General features: G+C 59.8%; 27 protein-coding genes. 13 read left to right on the forward strand and 14 right to left on the reverse strand.

The genetic code is table 11. The features are described 5' to 3' along the window. Position 1: 1 nt before the first annotated feature. Together AC2FEB_RS16125 and AC2FEB_RS16130 are read right to left on the reverse strand one after the other, a co-directional pair. Positions 2 to 805: a metal ABC transporter ATP-binding protein gene (locus AC2FEB_RS16125; protein WP_496674680.1), complete on the reverse strand. Its 804-nt coding sequence runs from the start codon at positions 803 to 805 to the stop codon at positions 2 to 4. Between the two features lie 3 nt (positions 806 to 808). After that, complete coding sequence (locus AC2FEB_RS16130; RefSeq protein WP_496884214.1) at positions 809 to 1,762, reverse strand: metal ABC transporter solute-binding protein, Zn/Mn family; 954 nt, start codon at positions 1,760 to 1,762, stop codon at positions 809 to 811. 199 nt (positions 1,763 to 1,961) lie between these two features. On the opposite strand from AC2FEB_RS16130, the gene deoC reads away from it, so the two are divergent. The 3 genes from deoC (at position 1,962) to AC2FEB_RS16145 (ending at position 6,202) form a co-directional block, all read left to right on the forward strand. Further along, positions 1,962 to 2,960: a deoxyribose-phosphate aldolase gene (deoC, locus tag AC2FEB_RS16135; protein WP_496884215.1), complete on the forward strand. Its 999-nt coding sequence runs from the start codon at positions 1,962 to 1,964 to the stop codon at positions 2,958 to 2,960. A gap of 74 nt (positions 2,961 to 3,034) precedes the next feature. Continuing rightward, positions 3,035 to 5,368, forward strand: a complete 2,334-nt coding sequence (locus AC2FEB_RS16140) for an aldehyde dehydrogenase family protein (RefSeq protein WP_496674675.1) — start codon at positions 3,035 to 3,037, stop codon at positions 5,366 to 5,368. 24 nt (positions 5,369 to 5,392) lie between these two features. After that, positions 5,393 to 6,202, forward strand: a complete 810-nt coding sequence (locus tag AC2FEB_RS16145) for an SDR family oxidoreductase (RefSeq protein WP_117871847.1) — start codon at positions 5,393 to 5,395, stop codon at positions 6,200 to 6,202. Between the two features lie 22 nt (positions 6,203 to 6,224). Here the strand turns inward: AC2FEB_RS16145 and AC2FEB_RS16150 are convergent, their stop codons facing one another. The 7 genes from AC2FEB_RS16150 to AC2FEB_RS16180 form a co-directional block, all read right to left on the reverse strand. Then, positions 6,225 to 7,535: a M16 family metallopeptidase gene (locus tag AC2FEB_RS16150; protein ID WP_496674673.1), complete on the reverse strand. Its 1,311-nt coding sequence runs from the start codon at positions 7,533 to 7,535 to the stop codon at positions 6,225 to 6,227. Beyond that, a complete protein-coding gene (locus tag AC2FEB_RS16155) occupies positions 7,532 to 8,872 on the reverse strand; it encodes a M16 family metallopeptidase (protein ID WP_496674671.1) in 1,341 nt (446 codons plus the stop codon). The genes AC2FEB_RS16150 and AC2FEB_RS16155 overlap by 4 nt, the downstream gene beginning before the upstream one ends. 81 nt (positions 8,873 to 8,953) lie before the next feature. Continuing rightward, entirely contained in the window at positions 8,954 to 9,469 is a 516-nt protein-coding gene (locus AC2FEB_RS16160; protein WP_496674669.1) for a DUF3035 domain-containing protein, read from the reverse strand. A gap of 50 nt (positions 9,470 to 9,519) precedes the next feature. Further along, positions 9,520 to 9,996: a signal peptidase II gene (gene lspA, locus AC2FEB_RS16165; protein ID WP_117871840.1), complete on the reverse strand. Its 477-nt coding sequence runs from the start codon at positions 9,994 to 9,996 to the stop codon at positions 9,520 to 9,522. Further along, positions 9,996 to 11,585 (reverse strand): bifunctional phosphoribosylaminoimidazolecarboxamide formyltransferase/IMP cyclohydrolase, encoded by a 1,590-nt coding sequence (gene purH, locus AC2FEB_RS16170; protein WP_496674667.1) that lies wholly within the window; start codon positions 11,583 to 11,585, stop codon positions 9,996 to 9,998. The genes lspA and purH overlap by 1 nt, the downstream gene beginning before the upstream one ends. A gap of 22 nt (positions 11,586 to 11,607) precedes the next feature. Further along, the gene (locus AC2FEB_RS16175) at positions 11,608 to 13,347 is read right to left on the reverse strand and encodes a heparinase II/III family protein (RefSeq protein WP_496674665.1); all 1,740 of its coding nucleotides are present in this window, start codon (positions 13,345 to 13,347) and stop codon (positions 11,608 to 11,610) included. Positions 13,348 to 13,437: 90 nt separating this feature from the next. After that, positions 13,438 to 14,697: an RsmB/NOP family class I SAM-dependent RNA methyltransferase gene (locus AC2FEB_RS16180; protein WP_496884216.1), complete on the reverse strand. Its 1,260-nt coding sequence runs from the start codon at positions 14,695 to 14,697 to the stop codon at positions 13,438 to 13,440. A gap of 88 nt (positions 14,698 to 14,785) precedes the next feature. Here AC2FEB_RS16180 and AC2FEB_RS16185 point away from each other — a divergent pair, with 88 nt between their 5' ends. Then, positions 14,786 to 14,968 (forward strand): DUF1674 domain-containing protein, encoded by a 183-nt coding sequence (locus AC2FEB_RS16185; protein ID WP_117871831.1) that lies wholly within the window; start codon positions 14,786 to 14,788, stop codon positions 14,966 to 14,968. Positions 14,969 to 14,972: 4 nt separating this feature from the next. Here the strand turns inward: AC2FEB_RS16185 and AC2FEB_RS16190 are convergent, their stop codons facing one another. Continuing rightward, the gene (locus tag AC2FEB_RS16190; RefSeq protein ID WP_496674661.1) at positions 14,973 to 15,827 is read right to left on the reverse strand and encodes a LysR family transcriptional regulator; all 855 of its coding nucleotides are present in this window, start codon (positions 15,825 to 15,827) and stop codon (positions 14,973 to 14,975) included. Positions 15,828 to 15,925: 98 nt separating this feature from the next. Here AC2FEB_RS16190 and tmpA point away from each other — a divergent pair, with 98 nt between their 5' ends. Genes tmpA through AC2FEB_RS16205 form a run of 3 tightly spaced genes read left to right on the forward strand, consistent with a single transcriptional unit; the run spans position 15,926 to position 18,314 of the window. After that, complete coding sequence (tmpA, locus tag AC2FEB_RS16195; protein WP_496674659.1) at positions 15,926 to 17,062, forward strand: 2-trimethylaminoethylphosphonate dioxygenase; 1,137 nt, start codon at positions 15,926 to 15,928, stop codon at positions 17,060 to 17,062. Further along, a complete protein-coding gene (tmpB, locus tag AC2FEB_RS16200; protein WP_496674657.1) occupies positions 17,059 to 17,649 on the forward strand; it encodes a (R)-1-hydroxy-2-trimethylaminoethylphosphonate oxygenase in 591 nt (196 codons plus the stop codon). Before tmpA ends, tmpB begins: the two co-directional genes overlap by 4 nt. Next, positions 17,646 to 18,314 carry an ureidoglycolate lyase gene (locus AC2FEB_RS16205; RefSeq protein WP_496674655.1) on the forward strand — a complete coding sequence of 223 codons (669 nt, stop codon included), beginning with the start codon at positions 17,646 to 17,648 and terminating at the stop codon, positions 18,312 to 18,314. The genes tmpB and AC2FEB_RS16205 overlap by 4 nt, the downstream gene beginning before the upstream one ends. A gap of 90 nt (positions 18,315 to 18,404) precedes the next feature. Here AC2FEB_RS16205 and AC2FEB_RS16210 read toward each other — a convergent pair whose 3' ends face one another. From AC2FEB_RS16210 to dapB, 3 genes are all read right to left on the reverse strand, one after another. Continuing rightward, positions 18,405 to 18,536: a hypothetical protein gene (locus AC2FEB_RS16210; protein WP_496674653.1), complete on the reverse strand. Its 132-nt coding sequence runs from the start codon at positions 18,534 to 18,536 to the stop codon at positions 18,405 to 18,407. Between the two features lie 106 nt (positions 18,537 to 18,642). Further along, the gene (locus AC2FEB_RS16215; protein WP_299899496.1) at positions 18,643 to 19,326 is read right to left on the reverse strand and encodes a hypothetical protein; all 684 of its coding nucleotides are present in this window, start codon (positions 19,324 to 19,326) and stop codon (positions 18,643 to 18,645) included. Positions 19,327 to 19,668: 342 nt separating this feature from the next. Next, entirely contained in the window at positions 19,669 to 20,478 is an 810-nt protein-coding gene (dapB, locus tag AC2FEB_RS16220; RefSeq protein WP_496674651.1) for a 4-hydroxy-tetrahydrodipicolinate reductase, read from the reverse strand. A gap of 91 nt (positions 20,479 to 20,569) precedes the next feature. Here dapB and rbfA point away from each other — a divergent pair, with 91 nt between their 5' ends. The 6 genes from rbfA to rpsO all read left to right on the forward strand — a co-directional run bounded on the left by rbfA (position 20,570) and on the right by rpsO (position 24,712). Beyond that, complete coding sequence (gene rbfA / locus AC2FEB_RS16225) at positions 20,570 to 20,965, forward strand: 30S ribosome-binding factor RbfA (RefSeq protein WP_117871818.1); 396 nt, start codon at positions 20,570 to 20,572, stop codon at positions 20,963 to 20,965. Continuing rightward, positions 20,962 to 21,699, forward strand: coding sequence for a phosphodiester glycosidase family protein (locus tag AC2FEB_RS16230; protein ID WP_299899501.1), 738 nt, complete (start codon positions 20,962 to 20,964; stop codon positions 21,697 to 21,699). Before rbfA ends, AC2FEB_RS16230 begins: the two co-directional genes overlap by 4 nt. Positions 21,700 to 21,759: 60 nt before the next feature. Continuing rightward, a complete protein-coding gene (gene truB, locus AC2FEB_RS16235; RefSeq protein ID WP_117871813.1) occupies positions 21,760 to 22,665 on the forward strand; it encodes a tRNA pseudouridine(55) synthase TruB in 906 nt (301 codons plus the stop codon). 21 nt (positions 22,666 to 22,686) lie between these two features. After that, complete coding sequence (locus AC2FEB_RS16240) at positions 22,687 to 23,193, forward strand: DUF1643 domain-containing protein (protein WP_117871811.1); 507 nt, start codon at positions 22,687 to 22,689, stop codon at positions 23,191 to 23,193. 91 nt (positions 23,194 to 23,284) lie between these two features. Beyond that, positions 23,285 to 24,298: a calcium-binding protein gene (locus tag AC2FEB_RS16245; RefSeq protein WP_496884217.1), complete on the forward strand. Its 1,014-nt coding sequence runs from the start codon at positions 23,285 to 23,287 to the stop codon at positions 24,296 to 24,298. 144 nt (positions 24,299 to 24,442) lie between these two features. Beyond that, the gene (gene rpsO, locus AC2FEB_RS16250; RefSeq protein ID WP_117871806.1) at positions 24,443 to 24,712 is read left to right on the forward strand and encodes a 30S ribosomal protein S15; all 270 of its coding nucleotides are present in this window, start codon (positions 24,443 to 24,445) and stop codon (positions 24,710 to 24,712) included. Positions 24,713 to 24,871: 159 nt separating this feature from the next. On the opposite strand, the gene AC2FEB_RS16255 is transcribed toward rpsO, so the two are convergent. Beyond that, a complete protein-coding gene (locus tag AC2FEB_RS16255; RefSeq protein ID WP_496674646.1) occupies positions 24,872 to 25,624 on the reverse strand; it encodes a class I SAM-dependent methyltransferase in 753 nt (250 codons plus the stop codon). Positions 25,625 to 25,757 lie beyond the last annotated feature (133 nt).

Raw genomic sequence — 25,757 nt, forward strand, 5'->3', positions numbered from 1 at the left:
GTTACCCCAGCGCGCGCGATATCTGATCGATCTGCGCGGTTGCCAGTCGACCGCCATATGCTGATTGCAATGTTTCCGCCGTGAAGGCCTCGGCCACCGGTCCCTCGGCCACCTTACGTGTATTGATCAGGAAGACGTGGTCGAAATAGTCGGTCACGGTCGCCAGGTCGTGATGCACCACGACAACCGTCTTGCCCGACTCTTTCAGGGATTTCAGCACCGAGATAATAGCTTTCTCGGTGGCCGCATCCACGCCTGCGAAAGGTTCGTCCAGAAGGTACAGATCAGCGCCCTGCGCCAGCGCGCGCGCCAGAAACACGCGTTGTTGCTGCCCGCCGGACAACTGCCCGATCTGGCGATCCGCGAAATCCCGCATTCCAACACGGTGCAAACAATCCATCGCGCACGCCTTGTGGCGGGCACGCACACGGCCCAGCAAGCCAAGTTCGCGCGACAGGCCCATCAGAACCACGTCGATGACGCGCGTTGGAAAATCCCAATCCACGCTGGCGCGCTGAGGTACATAGGCAATACGTGCGCGCTGCGTGTCCAATGGCTGGCCAAACACGGTCACCTGACCTGACAGGGGGGAAACGATGCCAAGCGCCGCCTTGAGCAATGTGGACTTCCCGGCTCCGTTCGGTCCGATGATCGCGGTCATCGCCCCGGGCCGTACGGTCATGTCGACTGAAAACACCGCAGGTTTCTGACCGTATGAGACCGTCAGGCCGCGCAGGGCAAGGGGGCTGTCGACCAACCCGTTATCGTCAACGGTCATACCTTCGTCGCTAATCAGATCCAGCATCGATCAAAACCCCGCCGACAGTTTTCCGTCCATTCCACGATCCGGCACATCACCACCCAAAGCATTGGCAATGACCGTAATGTTGTGATCCAGCATTCCAACATAAGTGCCTTCATAGGTTCCTTCTTCACCCATGGCGTCCGAGAACAGTTCGCCCCCCACGTGCACCTCATGTCCCTTGGCAGCCGCGCCCTCGATCAGCGCGCGGATTGAACGATCCGAGACCGAGCTTTCGACGAAAACAGCCGTAATCTTCCGGTCAACCAGCAGATCGACCAGTTCACCAATCCGGTTCAGGCCAGCCTCGGACTGGGTTGAGATGCCCTGAATTCCCAGAACCTCGAACCCGAAGCTTTCACCGAAATACCCAAAGGCATCATGGGCGGTGACAAGAACCTTGTTGTTGTCCGGAACAGACGCCAGAGCTTTGTCCGCATAGGCTGTCAGACGATCGATATCTGCCAGGTGTGCCTGCGCGTTCGCCGCAAAAACCTCGGCCGCTTCAGGACGTACCTCGGTGAGGGCTGCTTGCACTTCAAGCACTACGTCCCGCCACAACTCGGGCGTCATCCAAACATGCGGATCATATTTGTCCGCATAATCGTCATGCGCGCGCAGCTTCGACTTATCGATTCCTTCGGCAACTGCAACCACGGTTCGCTTGCGATCAAGGTCATGGAAGAAATCTTCCATCTGTGCTTCGAGGTACAGGCCATGCCACAGGATCAGATCCGCACGCGTCATCGCCACGATATCGCTGCGGGTCTGGCGATAGGCATGCGGGTCGACGCCGGGACCCATCAATCCCCTGACGTCAACCTGATCACCGCCGACCTGACGTGCCGCGTCGGCAATCATGCCCGTCGTGGCCACCACCTTGAAGGGTGCATCGGCCCAGGCTGTGACTGGCAGGGATACGGCCAGCGCCAATACTGCAAGAAAATTCCGGCGAATCATCTTCGACCTCAGCTTTTGCTTCCTGTTGAACTGAATATGAGAACCATTCGCAAGTAAGTCAACGCTAATGCGAATTATTCGCAAGAAAGTCGTTATTTTTGTCCATTTGGTCAAAATTTTTCCAATCATTGCCCGTCTACATCTTCCATTCCCCGGTCTCCCGTGCGATTTTGTCGCAAACCTCCCAAAGGACGTGACAATGGATACGCAGAGCTCAGAAAGCCCCGTGCGCACCGCGCATCTGCCGCAAGTGACCGAATCCCGGAACCCTGGCATGGATCTGGATCTGGACTGGGTGCGCGCCGTTCAGGCCAATACCTCGGCTATCGAGCGCCGCGCCGCGACCCTGCCGGGCCGCCGGTCGGTCAAAAAGGAATATCAGGCAGCCTGGCTGCTGAAGGCGATCACGATGATCGACCTGACCACCTTGTCAGGCGATGATACCGTGGGTCGCGTGCGCCGCCTGTGTGCCAAGGCACGGCAACCTGTTGCCCCTTCAGTGCTGCAAGCGCTGGATATGCAACCGATCACCACCGGGGCGGTCTGTGTCTATCACGACATGATCGAACCCGCCGTGGATGCCCTGACAGGCACCGGAATTCCTGTCGCAGCCGTTTCGACCGGCTTTCCGGCGGGCCTGTCCCCCTTCCACCTGCGCGTGGCCGAGATTGAAGAGAGCGTGAAAGCCGGGGCCGAGGAAATCGATATCGTGATCTCGCGCCGGCATGTGCTGTCGGGCGACTGGCAGGCGTTGTACGATGAGATGAAGGCCTTCCGTGTGGCCTGCGGTGATGCGCATGTCAAAGCCATCCTTGCCACCGGCGAACTGGGCAGCCTGCGTAATGTCGCGCGCGCCTCGCTGGTCTGCATGATGGCGGGGGCGGATTTCATCAAGACTTCGACCGGCAAGGAAAGCGTCAACGCCACCCTGCCGGTGTCGCTGGTGATGATCCGGGCGGTCCGTGACTATTACGACCGCACCGGCTATCGCGTAGGCTACAAGCCTGCGGGCGGGATTTCCAAGGCCAAGGACGCGCTGGTCTACCTGTCGCTGATCAAGGACGAGCTTGGCGACCGTTGGCTGCAACCCGACCTGTTCCGCTTTGGCGCCTCGTCGCTGTTGGGCGATATCGAGCGGCAGTTGGAACACTATGTGACAGGCGCTTACTCCGCCGGTTACCGTCACTCCATGGGGTGAGGCGCGCCCGGAACTCGTTCCGGTGGAACGATTTCAGCGCTGAACGGGCGAAGCCCCGGAAAAGGACAAGAACTATGACAGTCAAAGAGATTTTCGAAACCATGGAATACGGACCCGCCCCCGAAAGCGCTGCCGAGGCGTTGGCCTGGCTGGTCGATCAGGGTGACAAGTTTGGACACTATATCGATGGTATCTTCACCAAACCCGGCAAGGGGTTCGAAAGCCGCAACCCGGCGACCGGAGAGGTTCTGGCCAAGCTGACGCAAGCGAAACAGGCAGACGTGGACGCTGCCGTGACCGCCGCGCGCAAAGCGCAAACCAAGTGGGAAAAACTGGGTGGCGCGGGCCGTGCGCGATACCTCTACGCCATCGCGCGCCTGTTGCAGAAGCATTCGCGCCTGTTTGCCGTGCTGGAAAGCCTGGACAACGGCAAGCCGATCCGTGAATCGCGTGACATCGACATCCCTCTGGCGCAGCGGCATTTCTATTTTCATGCGGGCATGGCCCAGCTGATGGAAAGCGAGCTGCCCGACGCTGAGGCACTGGGTGTGTGCGGCCAGATCATCCCGTGGAACTTTCCATTGCTGATGCTGGCGTGGAAGATCGCGCCTGCACTGGCGATGGGCAATACTGTTGTTCTGAAACCGGCGGAATACACTTCGCTGACCGCGCTGCTGTTTGCCGATATCTGCCAGCAGGCCGGTCTGCCCAAGGGCGTGGTCAACATCGTGACAGGCGACGGCGCAGTGGGCGAGATGATCGTGAACGCGGACGTGGACAAGATCGCCTTTACCGGTTCGACCGAAGTGGGCCGCCGCATCCGCGAGGCCACCGCCGGTTCTGGCAAGTCCCTGACGCTCGAGCTGGGCGGCAAGTCGCCCTATATCGTCTTTGACGACGCCGATATTGATTCAGCCATCGAAGGTCTGGTCGATGCGATCTGGTTCAATCAGGGTCAGGTCTGCTGTGCGGGCTCGCGCCTGCTGGTGCAGGAAGGCATCGCCGACCGTTTCCATGACAAGCTGCGTGCCCGGATGGACAAGCTGCGTGTCGGCAATCCTCTGGACAAATGCATCGACGTGGGCGCCGTGGTCGACCCGGTTCAGTTGCAGACCATCAAAGGCATGGTCGAAAGCAACACTGCTGGTCACGTTCACCAGGCCGCGTGTGATTTACCTGCGAACGGGTGTTACTATCCGCCGACTTTGATCTCGGGCCTGGAGACCTCGGACCCTCTGATGCAGGAGGAGATCTTTGGCCCGGTTCTGGTCTCGTCCACCTTCCGCACCCCGGAAGAGGCAGTCGAACTGGCCAACAACACCCGTTACGGGCTGGCCGCGACGGTCTGGACCGAGAACGTGAACCTTGCGCTGGACATCGCTCCCAAGCTGGTCGCGGGCGTGGTTTGGGTAAACGCCACCAACCTGTTCGACGCAGCCGCCGGGTTTGGCGGTGTACGCGAAAGCGGCTTTGGTCGAGAAGGAGGCTGGGAAGGACTGGCCGCGTACACCAAGCCCAAAGGCAAGGCAAAACCGCTGGCGAAGGTCGAAGCAGTCACCGGCGAAGGTGCGCCGGTAGATCCGATCGACCGCACGGCCAAGATGTATGTCGGAGGCAAGCAGGCGCGGCCTGACAGCGGCTATTCGAAGCCGGTCTGGGGTAAGGCGGGGCTGCTGGGCCACGTGGGCCTTGCCAACCGAAAGGACGTCCGAAACGCGGTAGAGGCCGCGGCGGGGGCCAAGGCCTGGTCCAAGACCACCGGCCATCTTCGGGCGCAGATCCTGTACTATATCGGCGAGAACCTCTCGGCCCGCGCGGATGAATTCGTCGGGCGCATCGACGCGATGACCGGCCGCAAGGACGGCGCGAAAGAGGTCGACGCCGCGATCCAGCGCCTGTTCACCGCCGCCGCCTGGGCCGACAAGTATGACGGTCAGGTGCATGGCGTTCCGATCCGGGGCGTGGCGATTGCGATGAAGGAACCGGTGGGCGTGATCGGCGCGCTCTGTGCGGACGAGGCGCCGCTGCTGGGTCTGGTCTCGGCCATGGCGCCTGCGATTGCGATGGGCAACCGGACAGTTCTGGTGACGTCCGAGCCATACCCTCTGGCCGCGACGGACTTCTACCAGATCCTCGAGACCTCTGACGTGCCTGCGGGTGTGGTCAACATCCTGACCGGCAGCCATGCAGAGCTGGCGAAACCGCTGGCCTCGCACCTGAATGTGGATGCGGTCTGGTCGTTCTCGTCCACCGACCTGTCGAAGGAGATCGAGGTCGTCTCTGCCGGGAACCTGAAACGGACATGGGTCAATAACGCGACGGCATTTGATTGGGGCATAGACCATTCCCGCCGCTTCCTTCAGGCTTCGACCGAAATGAAAAACATCTGGGTGCCCTACGGCGAGTAGGGCTCCCCGCCTAGGGAGGCCTATATGGATTTTTCGGGAAAAACCGTCATCGTCATCGGCGGAACCAGCGGTATCAACCGCGGCATTGCCGAGGCTTTCGCGGCCGCAGGTGCCAAACTGGCCGTTGCCAGCCGGTCGCAGGAAAAGGTCGATGACACCGTTGCCGCGCTGAAAGCCGCTGGTGCACAGGATGCGATCGGGGCGGCGTTCGATGTGCGTGACCCTGATGCGGTGGCGGCGGGTCTCAAGCAGTTCCACGACGCATTTGGTGATTTCGATGTGCTGATCTCGGGTGCGGCGGGCAATTTTCCGGCATTGGCTGCTGAAATGTCAGTCAACGCGTTCAAGACAGTGATCGATATCGACCTGATGGGCACGATCCACGTGATGAAAGGGGCATATCCATACCTTAAGCGCCCGGGTGCAAGCATCATCAACATCTCGGCCCCGCAATCCTATCTACCCTATGAGGGTCAGGCACATGTCTGCGCCGCCAAGGCAGGTGTCGACCAGATTACACGCACACTCTCGATGGAATGGGGTGTAGAGGGCATTCGCGTGAACTCGGTCGTGCCGGGCTTCATCGAAGGTACGGAAGGCGCCAAGCGCCTTGCCCCGACTCCCGATGCTGGTGAGGCCTTGCGCCGCGACGTGCCGCTGGGCCGTTGGGGCCAGCCGCAGGACGTGGCCAACGCTTGCCTGTTCCTCAGCTCGGAAATGGCGAGTTACATCAGTGGTACGGTTCTGGCTGTTGACGGGGCGCTGTATCAGCGTGGCTCAGGCAAGTTCGGCCAGATGATGGGGCAGATGCTGCGGAGCATGAAAAAGGGGTAAGCCGCAGCTTACCCCCACAGGTTCAGTTCGTTGTTTCCATGCCAACCGGTTTGCCAACGACAACAAAGTGCAAACCATCCGGGTCGAGCAGTTCGTCGGCGACCCGGTTTACATCTTCCAGTGTCACCGCGTTCACCTTGTCATTCCGGGTGGCGATATAGTCGATCGGCAGACCTTCCATCTGCATCCCAACCATGATCCCGGCAATCTGTCCGTTGCCGTCAAACCGCAGCGGATAGGCGCCGGTCAGATAGGTCTTGGCGTCATCAAGTTCCTCTTGCGTCACACCCTCAGTGGCCGCGCGCGCCCATTCATCGCGAACTACGTCGATGGCTTCGGCGATACGGTCATTGGCAGAGGACACGGATCCAAGGTAGACCGAGGCCAGATCCTTGGGCACCAGATAAGTCCCGACCCCATAGGTAAGGCCGCGCTTTTCGCGCACCTCCTGCATCAGTCGGCTTTCAAACCCGCCACCGCCAAGAATGTGGTTCAGAACGAAGGCTGAAAAGAAATCCGGATCGTCCCGATCAATCCCTGCTTGACCAAACAAGGCCACGGACTGAGGCGTGTCGAATTCGACAACACTGACGCCGCCGGAAATGTTGACATCAGCCTTGCCGGGGATGGGCTTTCCGGTGTCCGACAAGTCGCCGAGCAGGGTATCAAGCAGGAAACCCAGTTCCTCTGCCGTGATATCGCCGACGGCCGCCACGTACAGGCGATCCTTGGCAAAGACTCCTTCATAAGCCGCGACCACGTCGTCACGCGTCAGGGCCGAGACGCTTTCAATGGTGCCTTTCCCTTCGGATCCGTAGGGGTGATCTCCATAGGCCATCTGCGCAAAATTGCGCCCCGCGATTTCGTTCGGGTCAGTCTGGTCCGAGCGCAGGCCCGACAAAATCTGTGCGCGCACCCGGTCAACCGCATCCTGATCAAAACGCGGCTCGTGGATCGTTGTGCGCAGCAAATCAACCACTTCATCCCTGTTTTCGGACAGAAAACGCGCGGAAATCGAAACTGAATCGTCGCCGGCATTGTATCGGAATGAGGCGGCCAGAGCCTCCAGCTCACGGGCATAGGTCCGCGCATCCATGTCGCTCGCACCTTCTTCGATCAGCCCGCTCATAAGGTAGACCGCGCCGCGTTTGTCAGGGTCGTCCAACGATGTGCCACCACGGAATCGCAGTTCCAGCGCGGCAAATGGGATGGAATGATCCTCGACCAGCCAGGCTTTGATGCCACCGGGCGAGGTCACTTCTTCTATCTCGATCTCGGCCAAAGCCGGCAGGGCGACCAAACAGGCAATCAGCGTTGCAATAAACCGTTTCATTGCGTCACCTCGTCATCGCGCATCAGCCAGCCGGTGACCGACGCCTCTGGTTGCAGAACTTCGCGGGCTGCGGCGATGATCTCATCTCCGGTCACGGCCTGAAGGATCTCGGGCCAGGCCTGCACATCTTCGACCGTCAGACCGCTGGTCAGGGCCCGGCCATAGCGGTTGCCGATGCCGTCCACATTGTCGCGCGCATAGGTCTGGGCCGCGCGCAACTGCATCTTGATGCGGCCAAGATCGTCTTCGTTCACACCTTCGGCAATGAAATCTGCCACGGCCTGATCCATTTCGTCTTCGGCTTCTTGCAGGGAAACACCTTCGGCCGGAACGACAATAAGATCAAATGTCGTGTCATCCAGCGAAACACCACGATAGAACGCCCCGGCGTAGACGACCTTCTGTTGATCAAACTGCAACTTTTCGTTCAGATAAGAGGTGGTGCTTCCACCCAGCAATTCGGCCAGCAAGAACAGAGCCGCTGCTTTCTCCTGTTCGCCCGGATCGCGTTCCGGTGCCAGATAGCTGCGCTGAACGTAAGGCTGGGCCACGCGCGGGTCCTTGAAGGTCAGACGGCGCTCGGCCGTTTGCGGCGGTTCCTGTGACCGCACCCGCTCGGGCAGGTCCGGGTTGGCGGGAATCACACCGTAATACTGATCGGCAAGCGCGCGGACTTCGTCGGGATCAACATCGCCCGTGACCACCAGAATGGCGTTATTGGGTGCATAATGGGTCTGGTAGAACGATAGCGCGTCCTCCATATCCAGATCCTCCATCTCATGCATCCAGCCGATGATCGGCACGCCGTAGCGGTGGTTAAGATACTGAGCCGCACTCATCTGCTCGCCGAACAGGGCGCGCGGATTGTTTTCGGTGCGCTGGTTGCGTTCCTCAAGAATCACGTCCCGCTCGGTCAGAATATCCTCTTCATTCAGCCGAAGGTTTCGCATCCGATCGGATTCCATCCGCATCATCAGCTCAAGCCTGTCGGCAGCGACACGCTGAAAATATGCGGTGTAGTCATACGAGGTAAAGGCGTTGTCGTTGCCGCCATTGGCCGCCACGGTGGCCGAAAACTCACCCGGGGCCAGCGTGTCGGTGCCTTTGAACAGAAGGTGTTCCAGAAAATGCGCCACACCTGACGATCCGATCGGCTCATCTGCGGATCCGGCACGGTACCAGACCATGTGTTGTACGACTGGTGCGCGGCGGTCTTCGACCACAACGACATCCATTCCGTTGTCCAATGTGAATGTGGTGACCGCTTCTTTCCCGTCCTCGGCAAAAACCGGGGTGGCAGCGATCAGGGCAGCCGACAAGGCCAGGGCCCGAACCATAGGGCATCCTCCGTTTCGTTTCTGGTATTCAAACTACGGTGACGCGGCCCGGGTTCAAGCCCGATGACGGAAAGTTAAGAATTATTCACCCGGCGGCGAAGATGGGGTTTCGATCCCGGCCCGACGGGCAGCTTCTGTTTCCGCGAACGGATCGATCGATTGCTTTTCGTAAACCTGACTATAGCGGTCGACCGGGAACAGGCGCAGACCGGTCCAGCGCCCCCGGCGTTTGCGGAACGCGGCGTCATCAGCCTCGACCACCTGCCGCGCATCGGGGGAAACACCATAGCGGCTGGACGCCGTGACAAGCGCTGCATCCGAGGACGGCACAGCCGTATTCGGGTTTAGTGCAGCGGCATTGCCGCCCAGTGCAGCCACAGCATCGGCATTGGGGTTCGGATCAGTCAGGTTTGCGCCACCCGGAGTAGGCGCAGGCAAGAAGGCATAATCCTGAGGCTGAGTCAGTGGTTTTACAGGCAACACCGAAAACTCATCCGGACCCGGACCCGGAGGCGCCAGATCCCGAAGACCAGGATTCGAACACGCCGCAACCGCAGCAACAACAGTCAAAACAAATAGGGCGCGCGGCATCCGCATTGGTGTCTCCAGCCTGTTTCAGGGGCTTTTATCGCATATCATTCCGCGCGTCACGAGGCCTTTTTGCCGTCAAACAGCACCAGCCCGATGGCACCCGCAAATATGAACACATCTGCTAGGTTGAACACAAACGGGTTGTTGATGCCGCAACAAGACATGTTCAGGAAATCCAGTACATATCCGTAAAGGACCCGGTCCACCACATTCGCAAGCGCACCGCCGACCAACAAACCACCACAAAACAGCATCAGTCTTGAGGGGGCTGCACGGCTGAGCCAGACAAGCACGCCAACACAGATCGCCACGGAAACTCCGATCAGAATCCAGCGCGCGGCCTCCGAGTTCCCTTGGAACAGGCCGAAATTGATGCCCCGGTTCTCGCCGTATTTGAACACCAGCAGCGGTGGCAAAACATCAATACCACCGGGCTGTTCGGCCACGCGCATGGCATGAACGACCAGGTATTTGCTGATCTGGTCGATCGCAAAGGCGGCCAGGGCCGCCCAGAGAAGCAGGCGTGACCGCATCAGTGACGGAAATGGCGCATGCCGGTAAAGACCATGGCAAGGCCAGCCTCATCCGCGGCGGCGATGACTTCATCGTCACGCATGGACCCACCGGGCTGGATCACACAGGTTGCGCCTGCCTCGGCCGCCTCCATCAGGCCGTCAGGGAAGGGAAAAAACGCGTCCGACGCAACGGCCGAGCCGATGGTCAGCGGTTGGGCCAAGCCCAGCACGTCGGCCATACGTTCGGCTTTCTTAGCGGCGATCAGGGCCGAGTCCACACGGCTCATCTGGCCCGCGCCGACGCCCACGGTGGCGCCGTCTTTGACATAGACGATAGCGTTGGACTTGACGTGTTTTGCCACTTTCCAGGCAAACAAAAGGTCACGCATCTGTTCGTCGGTCGGGGCCTTCTTGGTTACAACTTTCAGATCATCCATGCCGACAAAGCCGTTGTCCTTGTCCTGCACCAGCAACCCACCGGCCACCTGACGCACGGTTTTCCCACCGGCGGTCACATCCGGCAGAGCTTCGGTCGTCAAGAGGCGCAGGTTTTTCTTGGCGGCAAAGATGGCCTTGGCCTCATCCGATGCGCCCGGAGCGATCACGACCTCGGTGAAAATCCCGGTGATCTCCTGCGCGGTCTCGGCGTCCAACGGTTGATTCAACGCCACGATCCCGCCGAAGGCAGAGGTGCGATCGCAGTCGAAGGCGGCCTTGTAGGCCTCAAGCAGGGTTGCACCCTTGGCCACGCCACATGGGTTGGCGTGCTTGATGATGGCGCAGGCGGCACCCTGCTCGGGGTCAAACTCGGCAACCAGTTCAAAGGCCGCGTCGGTGTCGTTGATATTGTTGTAGCTGAGTTCCTTGCCCTGATGCTGAACAGCGGTGGCCACACCGGGCCGATTGGTGCCGTCGGTGTAGAACGCGGCTTGCTGATGGCTGTTCTCGCCATAGCGCAAGGTCTGTTTCAATTCACCGGCAAACGCGCGACGCCTGGGGGCCTCAAGCTCCAGCGCGTCGGCCAGCCAGTTGGACACTGCGGTGTCATAGGCGGCGGTTCGGGAATAGGCCTTCTGCGCCAGCTTGCGGCGGAATTTCGGACATGTCGCGCCGTCGTGCTGATCCATATCGTCCAGCAGTTTGTCGTAATCCTCAACGTCCACGACCACGTTCACAAACGCATGGTTCTTGGCCGCTGCGCGAATCATCGCCGGGCCACCGATGTCGATATTCTCGACGCACTCATCGTAACCTGCGCCTTTGGCCACAGTTGCTTCAAACGGATAAAGGTTCACAACCAACAGATCGATTGCACCGATGCCGTGTTCGTTCATGGCTGCAACATGGGTGTCATTGTCACGCAGGGCCAGCAGTCCGCCATGCACCATCGGGTGCAGGGTCTTGACCCGACCATCCATCATCTCGGGGAAGCCAGTGATCTCGCTGACATCCTTCACCGCGAGCCCTGCATCACGCAGCGCCTTGGCCGTGCCACCGGTCGACAGCAGCTCGACCCCGCGCTCGGCCAGCGCCTTGCCCAGCTCGATTAGCCCGGTTTTGTCGGATACGGAAAGCAACGCGCGGCGCACGGGGTGAAGATCGGTCATGGGTCCAAAGGTCCTTTTGGCGTCAGTCGAATTCTGGCTCGTCCCGGTGCGTATCGCGCACGGCATAGGCTGTGTCTTGTGCCTTGCTCAGAGTCCACCGGATGCGCGTCGCATACTCCATTGCGCGGCCAGATAGAACGATCTGTTTTGTCGCGCGTGGCTTTAAACGCCCTTTTTCAAGATAAACGCTTGGCTCTACGGACAATTTTCCAACGCCATCATGGCGGAAAACCCAGATCTCACCGCTTTTGAGCGCCATCGACACCGCCGCCCCGCCCAAATCCAGCGCCGCATCAACATCAGGATGCAGATGAAACCGGATGTCGTAACCGATGCCATTGAGGCCCGAAGCATCCATCGCCTTGTCAAACTGTCGCTTCGCCTTGTCGGTCGCGGTCAGCAGAATATCCTCAACAGTCAGTTCCCGACCGTCAAATCGCAATTCGAATGTGCGCGCGTGGGTCAGGCCAAACACCTTGGCATATCCATCATGCCCGGCCATAAAGCGGATGCCCTCGAACGCGTCCTCGAAATCAACGGGCACCTCCTGTGGCGCGTCGACCAGCGCCTGAGCTTCACGCCCCGGCACCGGGTTGGCCAGCCGGGCGCTTGAGAACCCATCCAGGCAAAGCGTCGAATGCGACGGTGTCGCCCGTCCGGCGCGGCGCCATTCCAACCCGAAACTGGCCCCCGACCCGCAGTTCACGATCAACGGACGCCGCCCCGAGGTCAGCTCGAACGCCAATGTAGAAGCATGCGCATTGTAGGAGGCCGCCCCCGACGGCGGCACGCTGGCATCCACGATCACCGTGGTGCGTGCGGCTGCCAGCCGGGCATAGCCCATCGGCAACGCAGTGGCTGCCTTGTGTTTGACGCCGCTTTGCGCAAGCGCCTGTTCCAGACGCCCCTCGACACCGCGCCCGCCACCATGGAACCGCGCCAACGCCCCATCCGCATGGCGCAGGCTGCGCAGGGTCGGCGCGATTCGTTTGATCGCATTGGCCTGAGCGGCAGGCGTCCCGCGCCCAAGATCGTTCAGCGCCGCCGAAGTCCAGCTGAGCAATGTGAAGACCTCGAGCAGTTCTTCCGGATTGCGTGTTGGAATGCCGCCCTGCGCGTCGACCTGACGGTCACATTCTCCGGCCAGGGCGCGCAGGGCCGGGTCGGCCATGTGCTCCAGCCCCTCCAACGCCAGCCCGGCCTGTACCAGTCCAGCCAGCGCCTCGAACCGAGGCAGACCCGGGGTCGCGGCCTGCCAGCGTTTGGACAGAAACCATGTCTGTTGGGCCAGCGAGCGGAAAAACAGCTTGCTTTGCCTTTCATCCGCCCCTCGAAGCAGAAAAAACGCGTGGTTGATCCAGCGCGTGACCCGTCGTCCGGTCAGATCAGGCACCCAGCCAGGGCCTTGCCCGCGCCCATGCGCCTCGATCCATCCCCAGACCCAGCGCTGCGCCTTTTCCCGCGCACGCATGTCTCCGACCGCAGCCAGATCATCCAGCCAGGCAAAACCATGACGTTCTTCGTCAAAGCCGGCGCTGGGGGCGGTGACGTCCCAAAGCCCGGTATCTTCGGCCTCGACCAGATACCCGGCGAACAACAGGTTTCCGGCAACCAGTTGCCGCCCACGTGCAAACGAACCCACCGAGCGCGGATCCGGTTGTGCAACAAACCCTGTGACCGCCTTATGCCGCTGGCTCAGGCGCGCATAGAAGCGGTTCTGAAACCGCATCCACCGGCTGGTCATGGTGTCCGATTTCGACATGACGCGTGTTACTCTGCCCCTTACGCTCTGCTGGCGCTTGAGACCCAACGATAGACCGCGCTGATCGTCAAGTCATCGAAAAGCGTGCGCTCAGGCGGATTTGGTCAGGCACGCGATATAGAACCCATCCATACCGCCCCGGTCCAGCCAATAATCGGGGCGCAATCGCAAGCCGCCTTCTTCAGTGAGCCAATCTGTTTCAACACAGGGTACGTTCAGCGCGTCGCGATCCGCGCTCATGTCAGGATACATGCCCAACGCCTCTTCCACCTGAACTTCACCTTCATCCGGCAGTAGGGAGCAGGTGCAATAGACCAGACGCCCACCGGGTTTCAGCAAACTCCACGCCTGGGCCAACATGCGCGACTGGAGCTCGATCAGACCGCCGAAGTCCGAACCGTCCTTGGCAAACGGCAAGTCAGGATGCCTGCGGATCGTACCTGTGGCCGAGCACGGCGCGTCCAGCAAGATCGCGTCGTACTGGCCCTCGTGTTCCAGCGCATCGCCAACAACGACCTTCGCCTTCAGGCCGGTCCTTGCAAGGTTTTCCCGCACCCGTTCCATCCGCGATTCCGACACATCCAGTGCCGTGACATCAGCCCCTGCGGCCGCAAGTTGCATCGTTTTCCCACCTGGGGCCGCGCAGAGATCCAGCACTTTTTCGCCCGCCTTCGGGTCCAGAATGCGAACCGGCAAAGCCGCAGCGGCGTCCTGCACCCACCAGTCACCTGCTTCGTACCCCGGCAGGGTCGAGACCTGACCCGCGTCGTGTATACGCAGCGACCCGGTCGGAAGGATCTCGCCTGAAGGGCCTTCCGCCCCTGGTTTCAAGGTAAGGTCCAGTGGTGCGCCCGCGAAATGTGCCTGCTCCATTCCGGTAACAGCATCCGCGCCCCACGCTGCGATCAGAGGCTCACGCAACCAATCCGGCAAACGCGGAACGCGCATCTTTGGCCACGCCTCGGGGCCTTCTGCCGCAACCTTGCGCAGAACGGCATTCACCAACCCCTTGAGGCGACTATGCTTGCGCGAACGGCTGACGATCTCGACCATGGAATTGACAACGCCATGCGCGGCTTCGCCATTGCAAAGCTCGACAGCCCCCAGTCTCAGTGCGTTGTGGACCGTCAGGGCAGGCGTGCGGTTCAGGTGATTGTCCAACAGGCGGTCGGCACGTTCCAGCCCACGCAGCGTTTCCAAAGCCAGGCGCTGAGCGCGCGCGCGGTCCTCGGGCTCCAACCGATCCACTGCGCCCGCCGCCAGACACTCGGCCAGCAGGCGACCTTCGCCCAGAACCTGATCCAGAAGATAGATTGCGCTGCGCCGTGCTGCTGTTGCGCTGTTAAACATGGTACCGCCTTCATGTGACCTGCGCCCGCATTGCCAATGGCGGACGCGGGCGTATATCAAGGCTGTGCACGGAAAGGAACCCGATGTCATGAGTGACGACCGCAAAGACTTGCCACCCGCCGCCCAGCGCGCCCTGGCCGAAGCGGAAGAACGCCGCCGCAAAGCCACAGCCCAAGCCCAGGAATTGCCGAAAGAGCTGGGTGGTCGAGACGGACCGGACCCGGCCCGTTACGGTGATTGGGAAAAGAAGGGCATCGCCATCGACTTCTGAACGGTCAACCACGCAGCGCCTTCAGGAAATCTTCGATCAGGGCAAGTTGTTTCTTGGACTTCGCCCGGCCTTCAGGCCACGTCAGCCAGTACCCGTCTTTGGTGTGCAATTCGGGTAGATCCAGTCGGCGCAACCGTCCCTCCTGCAGATCGGCAGAGGCTAACGGAACCGATCCCAGAACCACTCCCATGCCGCGCCGCGCTGCCGAAATCGCATGTTCCATCGAATCGAAGCTGATTTTTGAAGGCGGCAGGTCCTGCTGGCCGTTCTTCTGGCTCCACTCTCTCCAACCGGGGCGTTCTCCGCGCAGATCAATCAGTGGGGCGCCCCAGTCAACACCCGGTGCCGCAAGGGGAGCAAGGACCTCATGCGCGATCAAGGCTGAATCGCGCCCGGCCCACAAGCCCCGACCATATCGGATTTGCAGCCAGGTTCGTTCTTCGTCCAAAGACGACCGGCGTGCGACCGAGTCGGTCATTACCCGAACCTTGGGCTGCACCTCCTGAAACTTGGTCAGCGCCGGAAGAACCAATGCGTGGATGCTCGACGACAACCCGGCCACGCGCAGCTCGCGCGGGGATTTGCCAAACAGGTCCTCGGTATTGCGCTCCAGCGCACGAAGGCTGTCCTGCACCAAGGGCAGATAACTTTCACCTTCGACCGTCAGTGACACGCCCCGCGCCTCGCGCACAAACAAGGATCGGCTCAGCCAGGCTTCTAGATTACCGATCCGCTGGCTGACAGCGGCCTGCGTCAGCCCGAATTCCTTGGCCGCTGCCGAGAACCCACCAAGACGCCCGGCGGCCTCGAACACGCGCAACCAGTCCAGTGGCGGCAGTCCGATCTTTTTCTTAGCCATTATATTTTCCAAGCCTCAGCCGAAATAAGGATTAATTGTCGTAATGCCACGAACGGCGTATCTGCTCAACCAAAGTTCGCGCCGAACAGGAGGCCCCAATGCTGCGCACCGCCACTCATGACACCTCGGTCGTCACCGTCGCGTTCGACACGGGAACGCAAGCCCGCTTTCACGCCATCTGGTTGCGCGACAACGCGCTGGATCCGGAAACCCGCGCCCTGGGCAACGGCCAGCGACTGATCACCGTCGGCGATATCCCTGCTGACATCTCGGTCAGTTCCGCCGAAGTTGTCGCGGGCAACCTTCAGGTCACGTTCCAGCCCGAGGACAAAACCGTTACCTTCCCGGCCGAATGGCTGGCAGAACACAACTATGATTGCGAACGTGATGATACGCTGGGCCGCACTGGCCCCGGCATCATCACCTGGGAAGGCGGGATCACCGCACCCTCTGGCGATTGGAACGAGGTTCATGCCCGCCCTGCGGCCAAACGCAACTGGCTGGCGTCTGTGGCGAGTTACGGCTTTGCCAAGCTGGCGGGCGGGCCAACCGAACCAGAGTCGCTTCTAAAAGTGGCCGACCTGTTCGGCTACGTCCGCGAAACAAACTATGGCCCTTATTTCGAGGTTCGGACGGAAGTGAACCCGACCAACCTCGCCTATACCGGGCTTGGCTTGCAGGCCCACACCGACAACCCCTATCGCGACCCTGTACCGACGCTACAAATCCTTTACTGTCTGGAAAACAGCGCAGAAGGGGGCGACTCGATCGTTGTCGACGGCTTCCGCGCTGCCGAAAAGCTGCGTGCGCAGAACCCCGAGGGCTTTGCCCTGCTGGCAGGCTACCCCGCCCGCTTCGAATACAAGGGGTCAGACGGTGTCTGCCTGCGATCTCGCCGTCCGATGATCGAATTGTCGCCGGATGGAGAACTGGTCGGCATCCGGTTCAACAACCGCTCATCCGCGCCCTTCGTGGACGTCCCGTTCGACAGGATGGAGGCCTATTACGCCGCTTATCGTCAACTGGGCGAGATCATCGACGATCCGGCCATGGGCGTGTCGTTCAAACTGGAGCCGGGCGAAAGCTTCATCGTCGACAACACCCGTGTTCTGCACGCACGACTGGGCTATTCCGGTGCAGGTTCGCGTTGGTTGCAAGGGTGCTATGCCGACAAGGACGGGTTGCTGTCGACTTTGGCGGCGATAGAGATGACGCAGCCGGAGGCAGCGGAATGAAACCCGATTTCTCGACCCTGAGCCGAAACAATATCGTCGCCTTCATCGGGGATATTTTCCACCGCCGCGGCGGTGAGGAATATCTTGGTGAACCCGTCACCATGGCCCAGCACATGCTGCAAGGCGCCACCATCGCCGAACAGAACGGTCAGCCTGAGGAAATCATCGTCGGCGCTCTGTTGCATGATATCGGCCATTTCACATCCGAGTTCGGGACCTACCACCCCGATGATACCGAAGACCGCCACCATGAGGATGCAGGTGCGGAAGTTCTGGAACAGTTCTTCCCCTCGGTCATCACCGATTGCTGTCGATATCACGTGGCCGCGAAACGGTATCTCTGCGCCACCAAGCCCGAGTATTTCAACCGCCTCTCCGCCGCCTCGGTCCATACCTTGGAGCTGCAAGGCGGCCCGATGAGCGCTGAGGAAGTCGCCGCGTTCGAATCCAATCCAAACCAGAAAGAGATCATTCAGGTCCGGTATCTGGATGAGGCCGGCAAACGCGCGGATATGGAGACACCGGACTTCGCCCATTTCGCACCGATGGTTCAGCGCATGGTCGACAGGCATCTGGGTGCATCATGACTGCACCCGAGTACATCTTCGAGGCCAGTTCGAAACCCTCGCTGCCGTGGCACGAGGTTCCCCTGATCCGTGCGACGGACACATCGGTCAAGGGTTACGGCTGTTTGGTCGAAGACCCCGAAACCTTTGAAATCGAGATCGTACGCTGGCCGCAGCAGGGCTGGCGACCGATTGACGAAGGCACGGGTGACGAAGGCGGCTGGGTTGAAGGCACGTTCAAATGCGACTGGCAGGGTGACGTGCTTTACGGTGAGAACGAGGCGGTCAAAGGCCATTACGTGCTAGGTTGGTCAGCCGACCCTCAGCAGGCGCAAACCGACCGGCAAACGGCCCCGCGGGATCAAGTGTTGCTGTGGCATATGAACTATCACCCCGACGGCGGGCAGATGTTCTGGCCGCTGGGCAACAAGCCCTTCATCGTGCCCGCGGCCCTGCCCGGCGACAATCTGACCCCGGACAAGGTGGTGGCGTTCTGGTGTGATGGCTCGCGTGGCCTCTATATTCATCCCGGCATCTGGCATGAGGGGATTTTCCCGGTTGAAAACAACCAGCGGTTTCTCGACCGTCAGGGCGCAGTTCACGCGCGTGTCAGCGCCGATATCGGGCAGGAGTTCGGCGTCTACCTCGCCTGCCCCCTGCGCGCCGACAAGATCCGCGATCTTTGACCAAGCGCACCGCCTTAGGGAAACGCATTTCAAGTTCCCACGATCTTTGCCGCAAACCTCTGCGTCACTTTGTACGTGCGCAAGAGAGACTCAGATGGGATCGAACCGGCGAAAACCGGCGCAATTCACCGTGAGAGCGGTTCCGCCGTGCGTGGTTTCACTCAGGATCAACCCCTGCCCGTTGCCATCGATGTCATTGCCTGTAATGGCAGGCTGCGACATGATGTCGATTACAATGCCGATGTTAGAATTAGGGCGCGCGACGTAGCGGCATAATCCGACCCCGAAGCATCAAGACAGTTTGCACGAGATGAGCAGAAGCGCACTGTTAAGAGGTCCGCAAACTGTCCAAATGGGCTCGTTTTGCCGCCATCACTTCTTCATCGGTCATGGGTGAGCGGTTCAACTCCAGAAAGTACTCTGCGACTCCAACCGGCTGAACATTCAGATTACTGACAGGCGTCAGATCATCAGACCTTACGTTCAGCATCGATAGCGCCTTTGCCACAGGAAATAATCGATCGTTGAGCTCCGAAACGTTTAAGGACAGGACGTCAGCCCTCGAAGACACGGCGTTTTTGACGCGGCTTACCACACCTTCAAGGTCTGTACCCTGCTGCAAAAGATCAGCATACTCCGAAAGGTCCTCTCGGATTCTGTTCGAGCGGATGTTTTGCCAATAAACGCTTCTGATCCAGTCAGCGCGGTTTCTCGTCGTGAACAAGAATGTGGTACGCGCATTGCCGTTCGCGAACCTGTCAATTTCGTCTAGCACAGCATCAGCCAAAACGTGCGTCTGCGAATATGACCACACGTTGTTTCGCCCCGGTATCAGGCCGGCAAACTCCTCGCTGCTGACAAGAAGAGGCGTGTCTGTTTGACCTTCGAAAGGAGCAAGAGCTTGACGAAATCTTTTGCGGAATCTCGCAAGGACCCTGTCTTCTTGCAAAATGGAATAGCGCCGGGCGGCAAACCCCGCTTCTTTCAGGTCACGGGGGACAAGAAAGTTCACTCGGCTCTTAAGCCGGGAGCGGTTCCTGAACAACATAGTTTGCAGGGTTCTGGTTCCTGTTTTGTGAAACCCTTGATGTATGACAACCTTCAAGCCGCAACCCTAATTTCTTTGTTCATGGGAGGTCCCGTTTCGCTACTATTGCTTTTTCATTATGCCCGAGAGTGTTTTTAGGTACTGCTGGCAATGTCACTGATACGGTCCTGTCCCAAGACTTTTCTGCATGCAGTCGCTTTCGCGGCCCTCGTCATCCGCTGGTCATGAGTCTTTAACCGACTGGCGGCAGCCATTTGAATTGCAGCATTCTTTGTTGTTGCGACTGCGTAAAATTGAACTTAGCGCCTAAAGCCCCAATACATCGACCATGTCATATTGGCCGGGTGCCTTGCCCTGTCCCCACAGAGCCGCTTTCAGCGCGCCGCGGGCAAAGATAGCGCGGTCGGTGGCCAGATGGCGCAGAACGATGCGTTCACCGGGGGCGGCGAACAACACGTCATGCTCGCCCACGATGTCGCCGCCGCGAATGGCGTGAAAGCCGATGTCGCCACGTTTGCGAGCGCCAGTAATGCCGTCGCGACCCCGGTCGGACACCTCCGACAGTTTGACGCCACGTCCCTCGGCAGCGGCCTCGCCCAACATCAGAGCGGTGCCGGATGGTGCATCCACCTTGTGATGATGGTGCCCTTCGATGATTTCGATATCAAAATCCTCATCCAGTGCAGCCGCGACTTTCTTGGTCAGTTGCACCAGCAGGTTGACGCCAAGGCTCATGTTCCCTGCCCGTATGATCGCGGCGTGGCGCGAGGCAGGTTCCAGCGCCGCGATCTGTTCGTCGGTCATACCTGTTGTGCCGATCACATGTACACACCGGGCCTGCGCCGCCAGAGCAGCAAACTCCAGCGTCGCCTCGGGTGCGGTGAAGTCGATCACCGCCTGTGCCTGCGCGAAGGCTTCCAGCGGGTCATCGGTAACTTTGACGCCCAGCGCCTGGCCACCCATGGCTTCGCCCACATCCTGACCGACCCAGTCATGCCCTTTGCGCTCGATCACGCCGACCAGACGCGCCTGATCACTGTCGGTTACGGTGTTGATCAGCATCTGCCCCATACGGCCCGAAGCTCCTGTGATGACGATCCCCGGAATATGGGTCATGGCGGTATTCCCTTGCTGCAAACTGCTCAAAGCCTCCTACCCCGTTCGCGCCCGCTTGGCAAAGCCCCGGTTTGCGCTTAGATCGGGGTTTATGGCAAAGAACAAATTCCATGATGGCCCCGGCCCGTCCCAACGACAGCTGCGTGTCGGCGAACTGATCCGCCGCACCCTGTCCGAAGTTCTGGCGCGCGGAGATGTCCACGACACCGAACTGAACCGCATGTCGATCACCGTAGGCGAGGTGCGCACCTCGCCCGATCTGAAGATCGCCACCGCCTATGTGCTGCCATTGGGCGGCAAGGGGCAGGAGGATGTGATCGAACTGCTCGCCCGCAACAAAAGTGAACTTCGGCGCATGGTTGGCAAGAAGGTCGGCCTGAAATTCTCGCCCGATCTGCGGTTCCGGCTTGATGACACGTTCGACCGTCTGGACGACACCCGCCGCATGTTCGAACAGGACGCGGTGCGCCGCGATCTGGACGAGTGATCCGGGTACTTGTCACATTGGGCGCGGTTGTCTGGGCCGTGCAAGCCTCTGCGGTTACTTGCGAAAAGCTGACCCATGATGACAAACGCTATACCGTCTGCGAAGTCGACGCGGAAACCGAAGACCTGCGCCTGTTTCTCAACGATGAGAATGGGGATCTTCTGGGGCATTTCTCGTCGGTGAACGAGGCGCTGGCCCCCGGTGGTGAGCGTCTGGCCTTTGCCATGAACGCGGGCATGTATCACGATGACCGGTCGCCCGTCGGCCATTATGTCGAGAACGGCAAAGAGGTCATGCGGGTGATCTCCAACCCCGGCCCCGGCAATTTTGGCTTGCTGCCCAACGGCGTTTTCTGCATCCGCGAGGGCCGTGCTGATGTGTACGAGACGCTGGATTTCCTCGATCATGCCCCCGACTGCCGGTACGCCAGCCAATCCGGCCCGATGCTGGTGATCAATGGCGAGTTGCATCCCCGGTTCCTGCCCGATTCGACCTCGCTCTATGTGCGCAACGGAGTGGGCACCAGCGCCGATGGCACCCGTGTGGTGTTTGCGATTTCCGAAGATTACGTCACGTTCCACGAATTCGGCCGTCTGTTCCGGGACGTGCTGGAAACTCCGAATGCGCTGTTCTTCGATGGCAATATCTCTCGCATGTATGACCGCGCGAACAATCGGTCCGATGTCGGGTTTTCGCTGGGGCCTATAGTGGGTGTGGTCGAAGACGCACCTTGAAATTGACAGGGCGATGGCGATCCGCTAGGTCGCGCGCCTCAGCAAGATTGAAGGTGCTAAATGGGACGCAAACGCAAGGGTCGGGACATTTCCGGCTGGCTGGTGGTGGACAAGCCCGCGGGCATGACTTCGACCGCCGTGGTCAACAAAGTGCGCTGGGCCATGGACGCCAAGAAGGCAGGCCATGCGGGTACACTGGACCCCGAGGCCACCGGCGTTCTGGCCGTGGCTCTGGGTGAGGCGACCAAGACCGTTCCCTACATCACTGATGCTTTGAAGGCTTACACCTTCACTGTCCGTCTGGGTCAGGCCACCAACACTGACGATGCCGAGGGCGAAGTGATTGCCGAAAGCGATGCCCGCCCGTCAGATGAAGACATCAAGCAGGCGTTGACCCCGTTTCTGGGCGACATCATGCAGGTCCCGCCCAAGTTTTCCGCCGTGAAAATCGACGGCCAGCGCGCCTATAAACTGGCCCGCGATGGCGAAGATGTGGAACTGACCGCCCGGCCCCTTTGGGTCGAGGAACTGATCCTTGTCGATCGCCCCGACGCAGATCACGTGGTGCTGGAGATGACCTGCGGCAAGGGCGGTTATGTCCGCTCGATCGCCCGCGATCTGGGTGAAGCCCTGGGATGTCATGGCCACGTCCGGGAACTTCGCCGGATCTGGTCCGGACCGTTCGAGGCCGAAGACGGGCTGAGCATCGAACAGATCGACGAGATGGCAAAGACCACCGCGCTGGACGAATATCTGCACCCGTTGGAAACCGGTCTGTCGGACCTGCCCGAGCTCAAATGCACCCCCGAAGGCGCGACCCGTCTACGCAATGGTAACCCGGGCATGGTGTTGGCCTCAGATGTTGAATACGGAGACGAGGCATGGGCCTCACTGGATGGCAAGGCCGTTGCCGTAGGGGTTTATAAATCAGGCGAATTGCATCCCAGCCGGGTGTTCGCCGCCTGAACCACGTGTTAGGCGAAAGGCATGATCACCCGAACGCACACCAAGGGCGATGCGCCCTCGACCGCCATCTATTCCGACTGCGAGAAATACCGCTATAGCCTGACGCGTGTTTGGGACCCGGCAGGGCGCAAGGCGCTGTTTGTCATGTTGAACCCGTCTACCGCGACCGAAGTGCAGAACGACCCGACAGTGGAACGCTGCGAACGCCGTGCCCGAGCGCTGGGGTTTGGCGCGTTTCAGGTAACCAACATCTTTGCCTGGCGCGACACCGATCCGCGCAAGATGCGCGCTGCTGCCGATCCGGTAGGCCCGGAAAATGACGCCGCCATTCTGGAAGGTGTTCGGTGGGCCGATCAGGTCATCGCTGCCTGGGGCACCCATGGTGCGCATCTGAACCGGGGCCCGGCGGTGGAGACCCTGCTGCGCCGGACCAGCCAGCCGCTGTTCCATCTGGGTTTGACCAAAGACGGCCACCCCAAGCACCCGCTCTATATCGCCTACAGCCAACAGCCAGAGCAATGGCAATAAAGTATTAACCATTTCAATAACTTGACTTTGATCCGATTGCCGATTGCATGGGATGTTCACCCTCGGAGCATTCTGCGATCGGAGGGGTGTCATGTTTCTGGCCGGATTGATCGGACTCGCCGCCATCGGCGGTACTGCATACGCGATGAGCGACATGCTGATCGAAGACGAGGACGTATCAGAGGACGACCCCAATGATGACGCAGAAACTGAACCCGATACCGGAGAGTTTCTTGAGATTGGCGAAAACGTCGAAGACCCGGTGAATCCCGATATCGAAACCCCGTCCACTGGCACCGTAATCTCTGAATTCGAAGGAGACCTCGTAATTGCCGGCAGCGATGGCCCGGACCAGATCACCGGACAGGACGGTGTCGATCAGGTCAACGGGTTTGGCGGCGATGACACCATCGACGGCGGCAAGGGCGACGACGTTCTGCACGGGGGCGACGGTACGGATACGATTTCGGGCGGTCAGGGTGATGATGTTCTGCACGGAGAGGCTGATGACGACTTTCTGTTCGGCAATCAGGGGGACGACGCCCTGTTCGGCCATTTCGGGGACGACACTCTGGATGGCGGCGAAGGCGAAGACGAACTTTATGGCGGTCAGGGCGACGATACTCTGACAGGCGGGGCAGATGACGACGCATTGCAGGGCGGGTTCGGGGACGATGCCCTGAACGGTGGCGCAGGTGAGGATACGATCTTTGGGGGCGACGGCGACGACTTTGTCCTCGGTATCGAAGACGGCGCGGCCGAAAAGGATTTCCTGAATGGCGGCGCTGGTGACGATACCATTGTGGCAGGCGGCGGGGATGTGGTGACCGGTGGGCAGGGCGCCGATGACATCGTGCTGAGCCCGGGTGACGAAGACGTGACCGTCATGGGCTTCCAACCCGGTGAGGACAAGCTGCTCGTAACCTGGGAGGATGAGGCCGACCCGGAAATTGAGGTGGAACCTGACGCTGAAAACGCCAATCTGACCCGGGTGATGATCAACGGTCAGGAAGTGGCGCAGGTATACGGGGCCGAAGGTATGACGGTGGCCGACATTCAGTTGATCACCGAAGCGCAACTGGCCCAGTACGGACAGATGGTCTGAGCCCGCAGTTTCCCTTTGCCATTTGGTGAAAATGCGCCTATACGCGCCCATCCGCATCGGAATCGGTGCGGTTTTCTCCATGGGCCTGTGCTGGACGACATCCCGGCCTGCGCCATCAACTCTAACCTTTCAAAGGAGACCCCGATGTCGATTACTGCTGAAGAAAAAGCACGCGTCATGAAAGAATTCGCAACCAAGGACGGCGACACCGGCTCGCCTGAAGTCCAGGTTGCCATCCTGACCTCGCGCATCACCACCCTGACCGAGCACTTCAAGACCCACAAAAAAGACAACCACGGTCGTCGCGGTCTGCTGAAGATGGTTGCCCAGCGCCGTAAGCTGCTGGATTACCTGAAAGGCAAGGAAGAAGCGCGTTACCAGGATCTGATCAAAAAGCTGGGCATCCGCCGCTAAGCTTTTTCAGACGACTTTAAACCGGGTTTTCCGGTTCGACGCCCGCCACCCGGCGGGCGTTTTCTGTTGGATCCGCCGAAAGCGACACATCCCCCTTAACTTACCAAAGCAGTTGGACATTCCCCAACGGTCAGAGAACGTCTGTTGCGACACCGGGCCTTACGCCTTCCGCGTGTTTTCCCAACGTGTGGCATAGTCACTTTGCGACACATTTGCACTCGTCTTGGTGTCAGCAACAGGTTTTCGAACCACAAAATCCAAAAGAACAGGCAATCCCGGACCAAAGGTTCCCAGCGGGCGCGGACGTTTCTTTGTCTTGTTGGGATCCGTCATTTTCACCACATTACGCGCGGCGTATGGCCTTAACGGCTGCCACACGCATTTCAGAGCCTCATAGTTCATGGCGTTTACCCAAAAGCCGTACACTATCTCTGGGCAAATCTGATAGAAGCCGTGATTGATCCAATTGTTCGATGGCGAGTGTGCGATAAACACCCCCCCGGGCTTCAGCATCTTATCAATGTTCCGGTAGGCGGTCGGCAAGTCGAACACGTGCTCGCAGGTTCCACCGTCATAGATAACGTCAAACCGACCAACCAGATTTTCAGGCAAATCCCCCGCGAGATCCTGAACGATGCTCGCCCCTTCGAAACCCGAGAAATCCAGAGAGTCCACTTCCGAAAACCCAAGTTTACGAAAGAAGGTTTCCGAGTACCCATCATCCGGGTTGCAAAGGTCAGCTTCGCTCACTCCGGGCAGGTACTTCTGCAAGGTTTCCCGAAACAATGCGGCGGATGACGACCGACGCGCACCTATCCAGTCCTGCCGCCCAAGCATCAGGAAGCTTCCTGACAGGTCGTTGAATTTGACATCTTCGATCAGGCGCGCGGCCAGGACATCAACAATTGACACTTATTCCTCCGGAGGGTGGTCGAAAGCAGTTTTCTTCGCGTGAACGTCCTATTCTGAGAATTCAATGTCAACGCAATAGCAGCGCCCGAGAACACTCAGAAAAACGGGCAAGTTCCCTGTTCAGTGCATAGTT

It is taken from the genome of Ruegeria sp. YTSC106 (genome assembly GCF_059609765.1).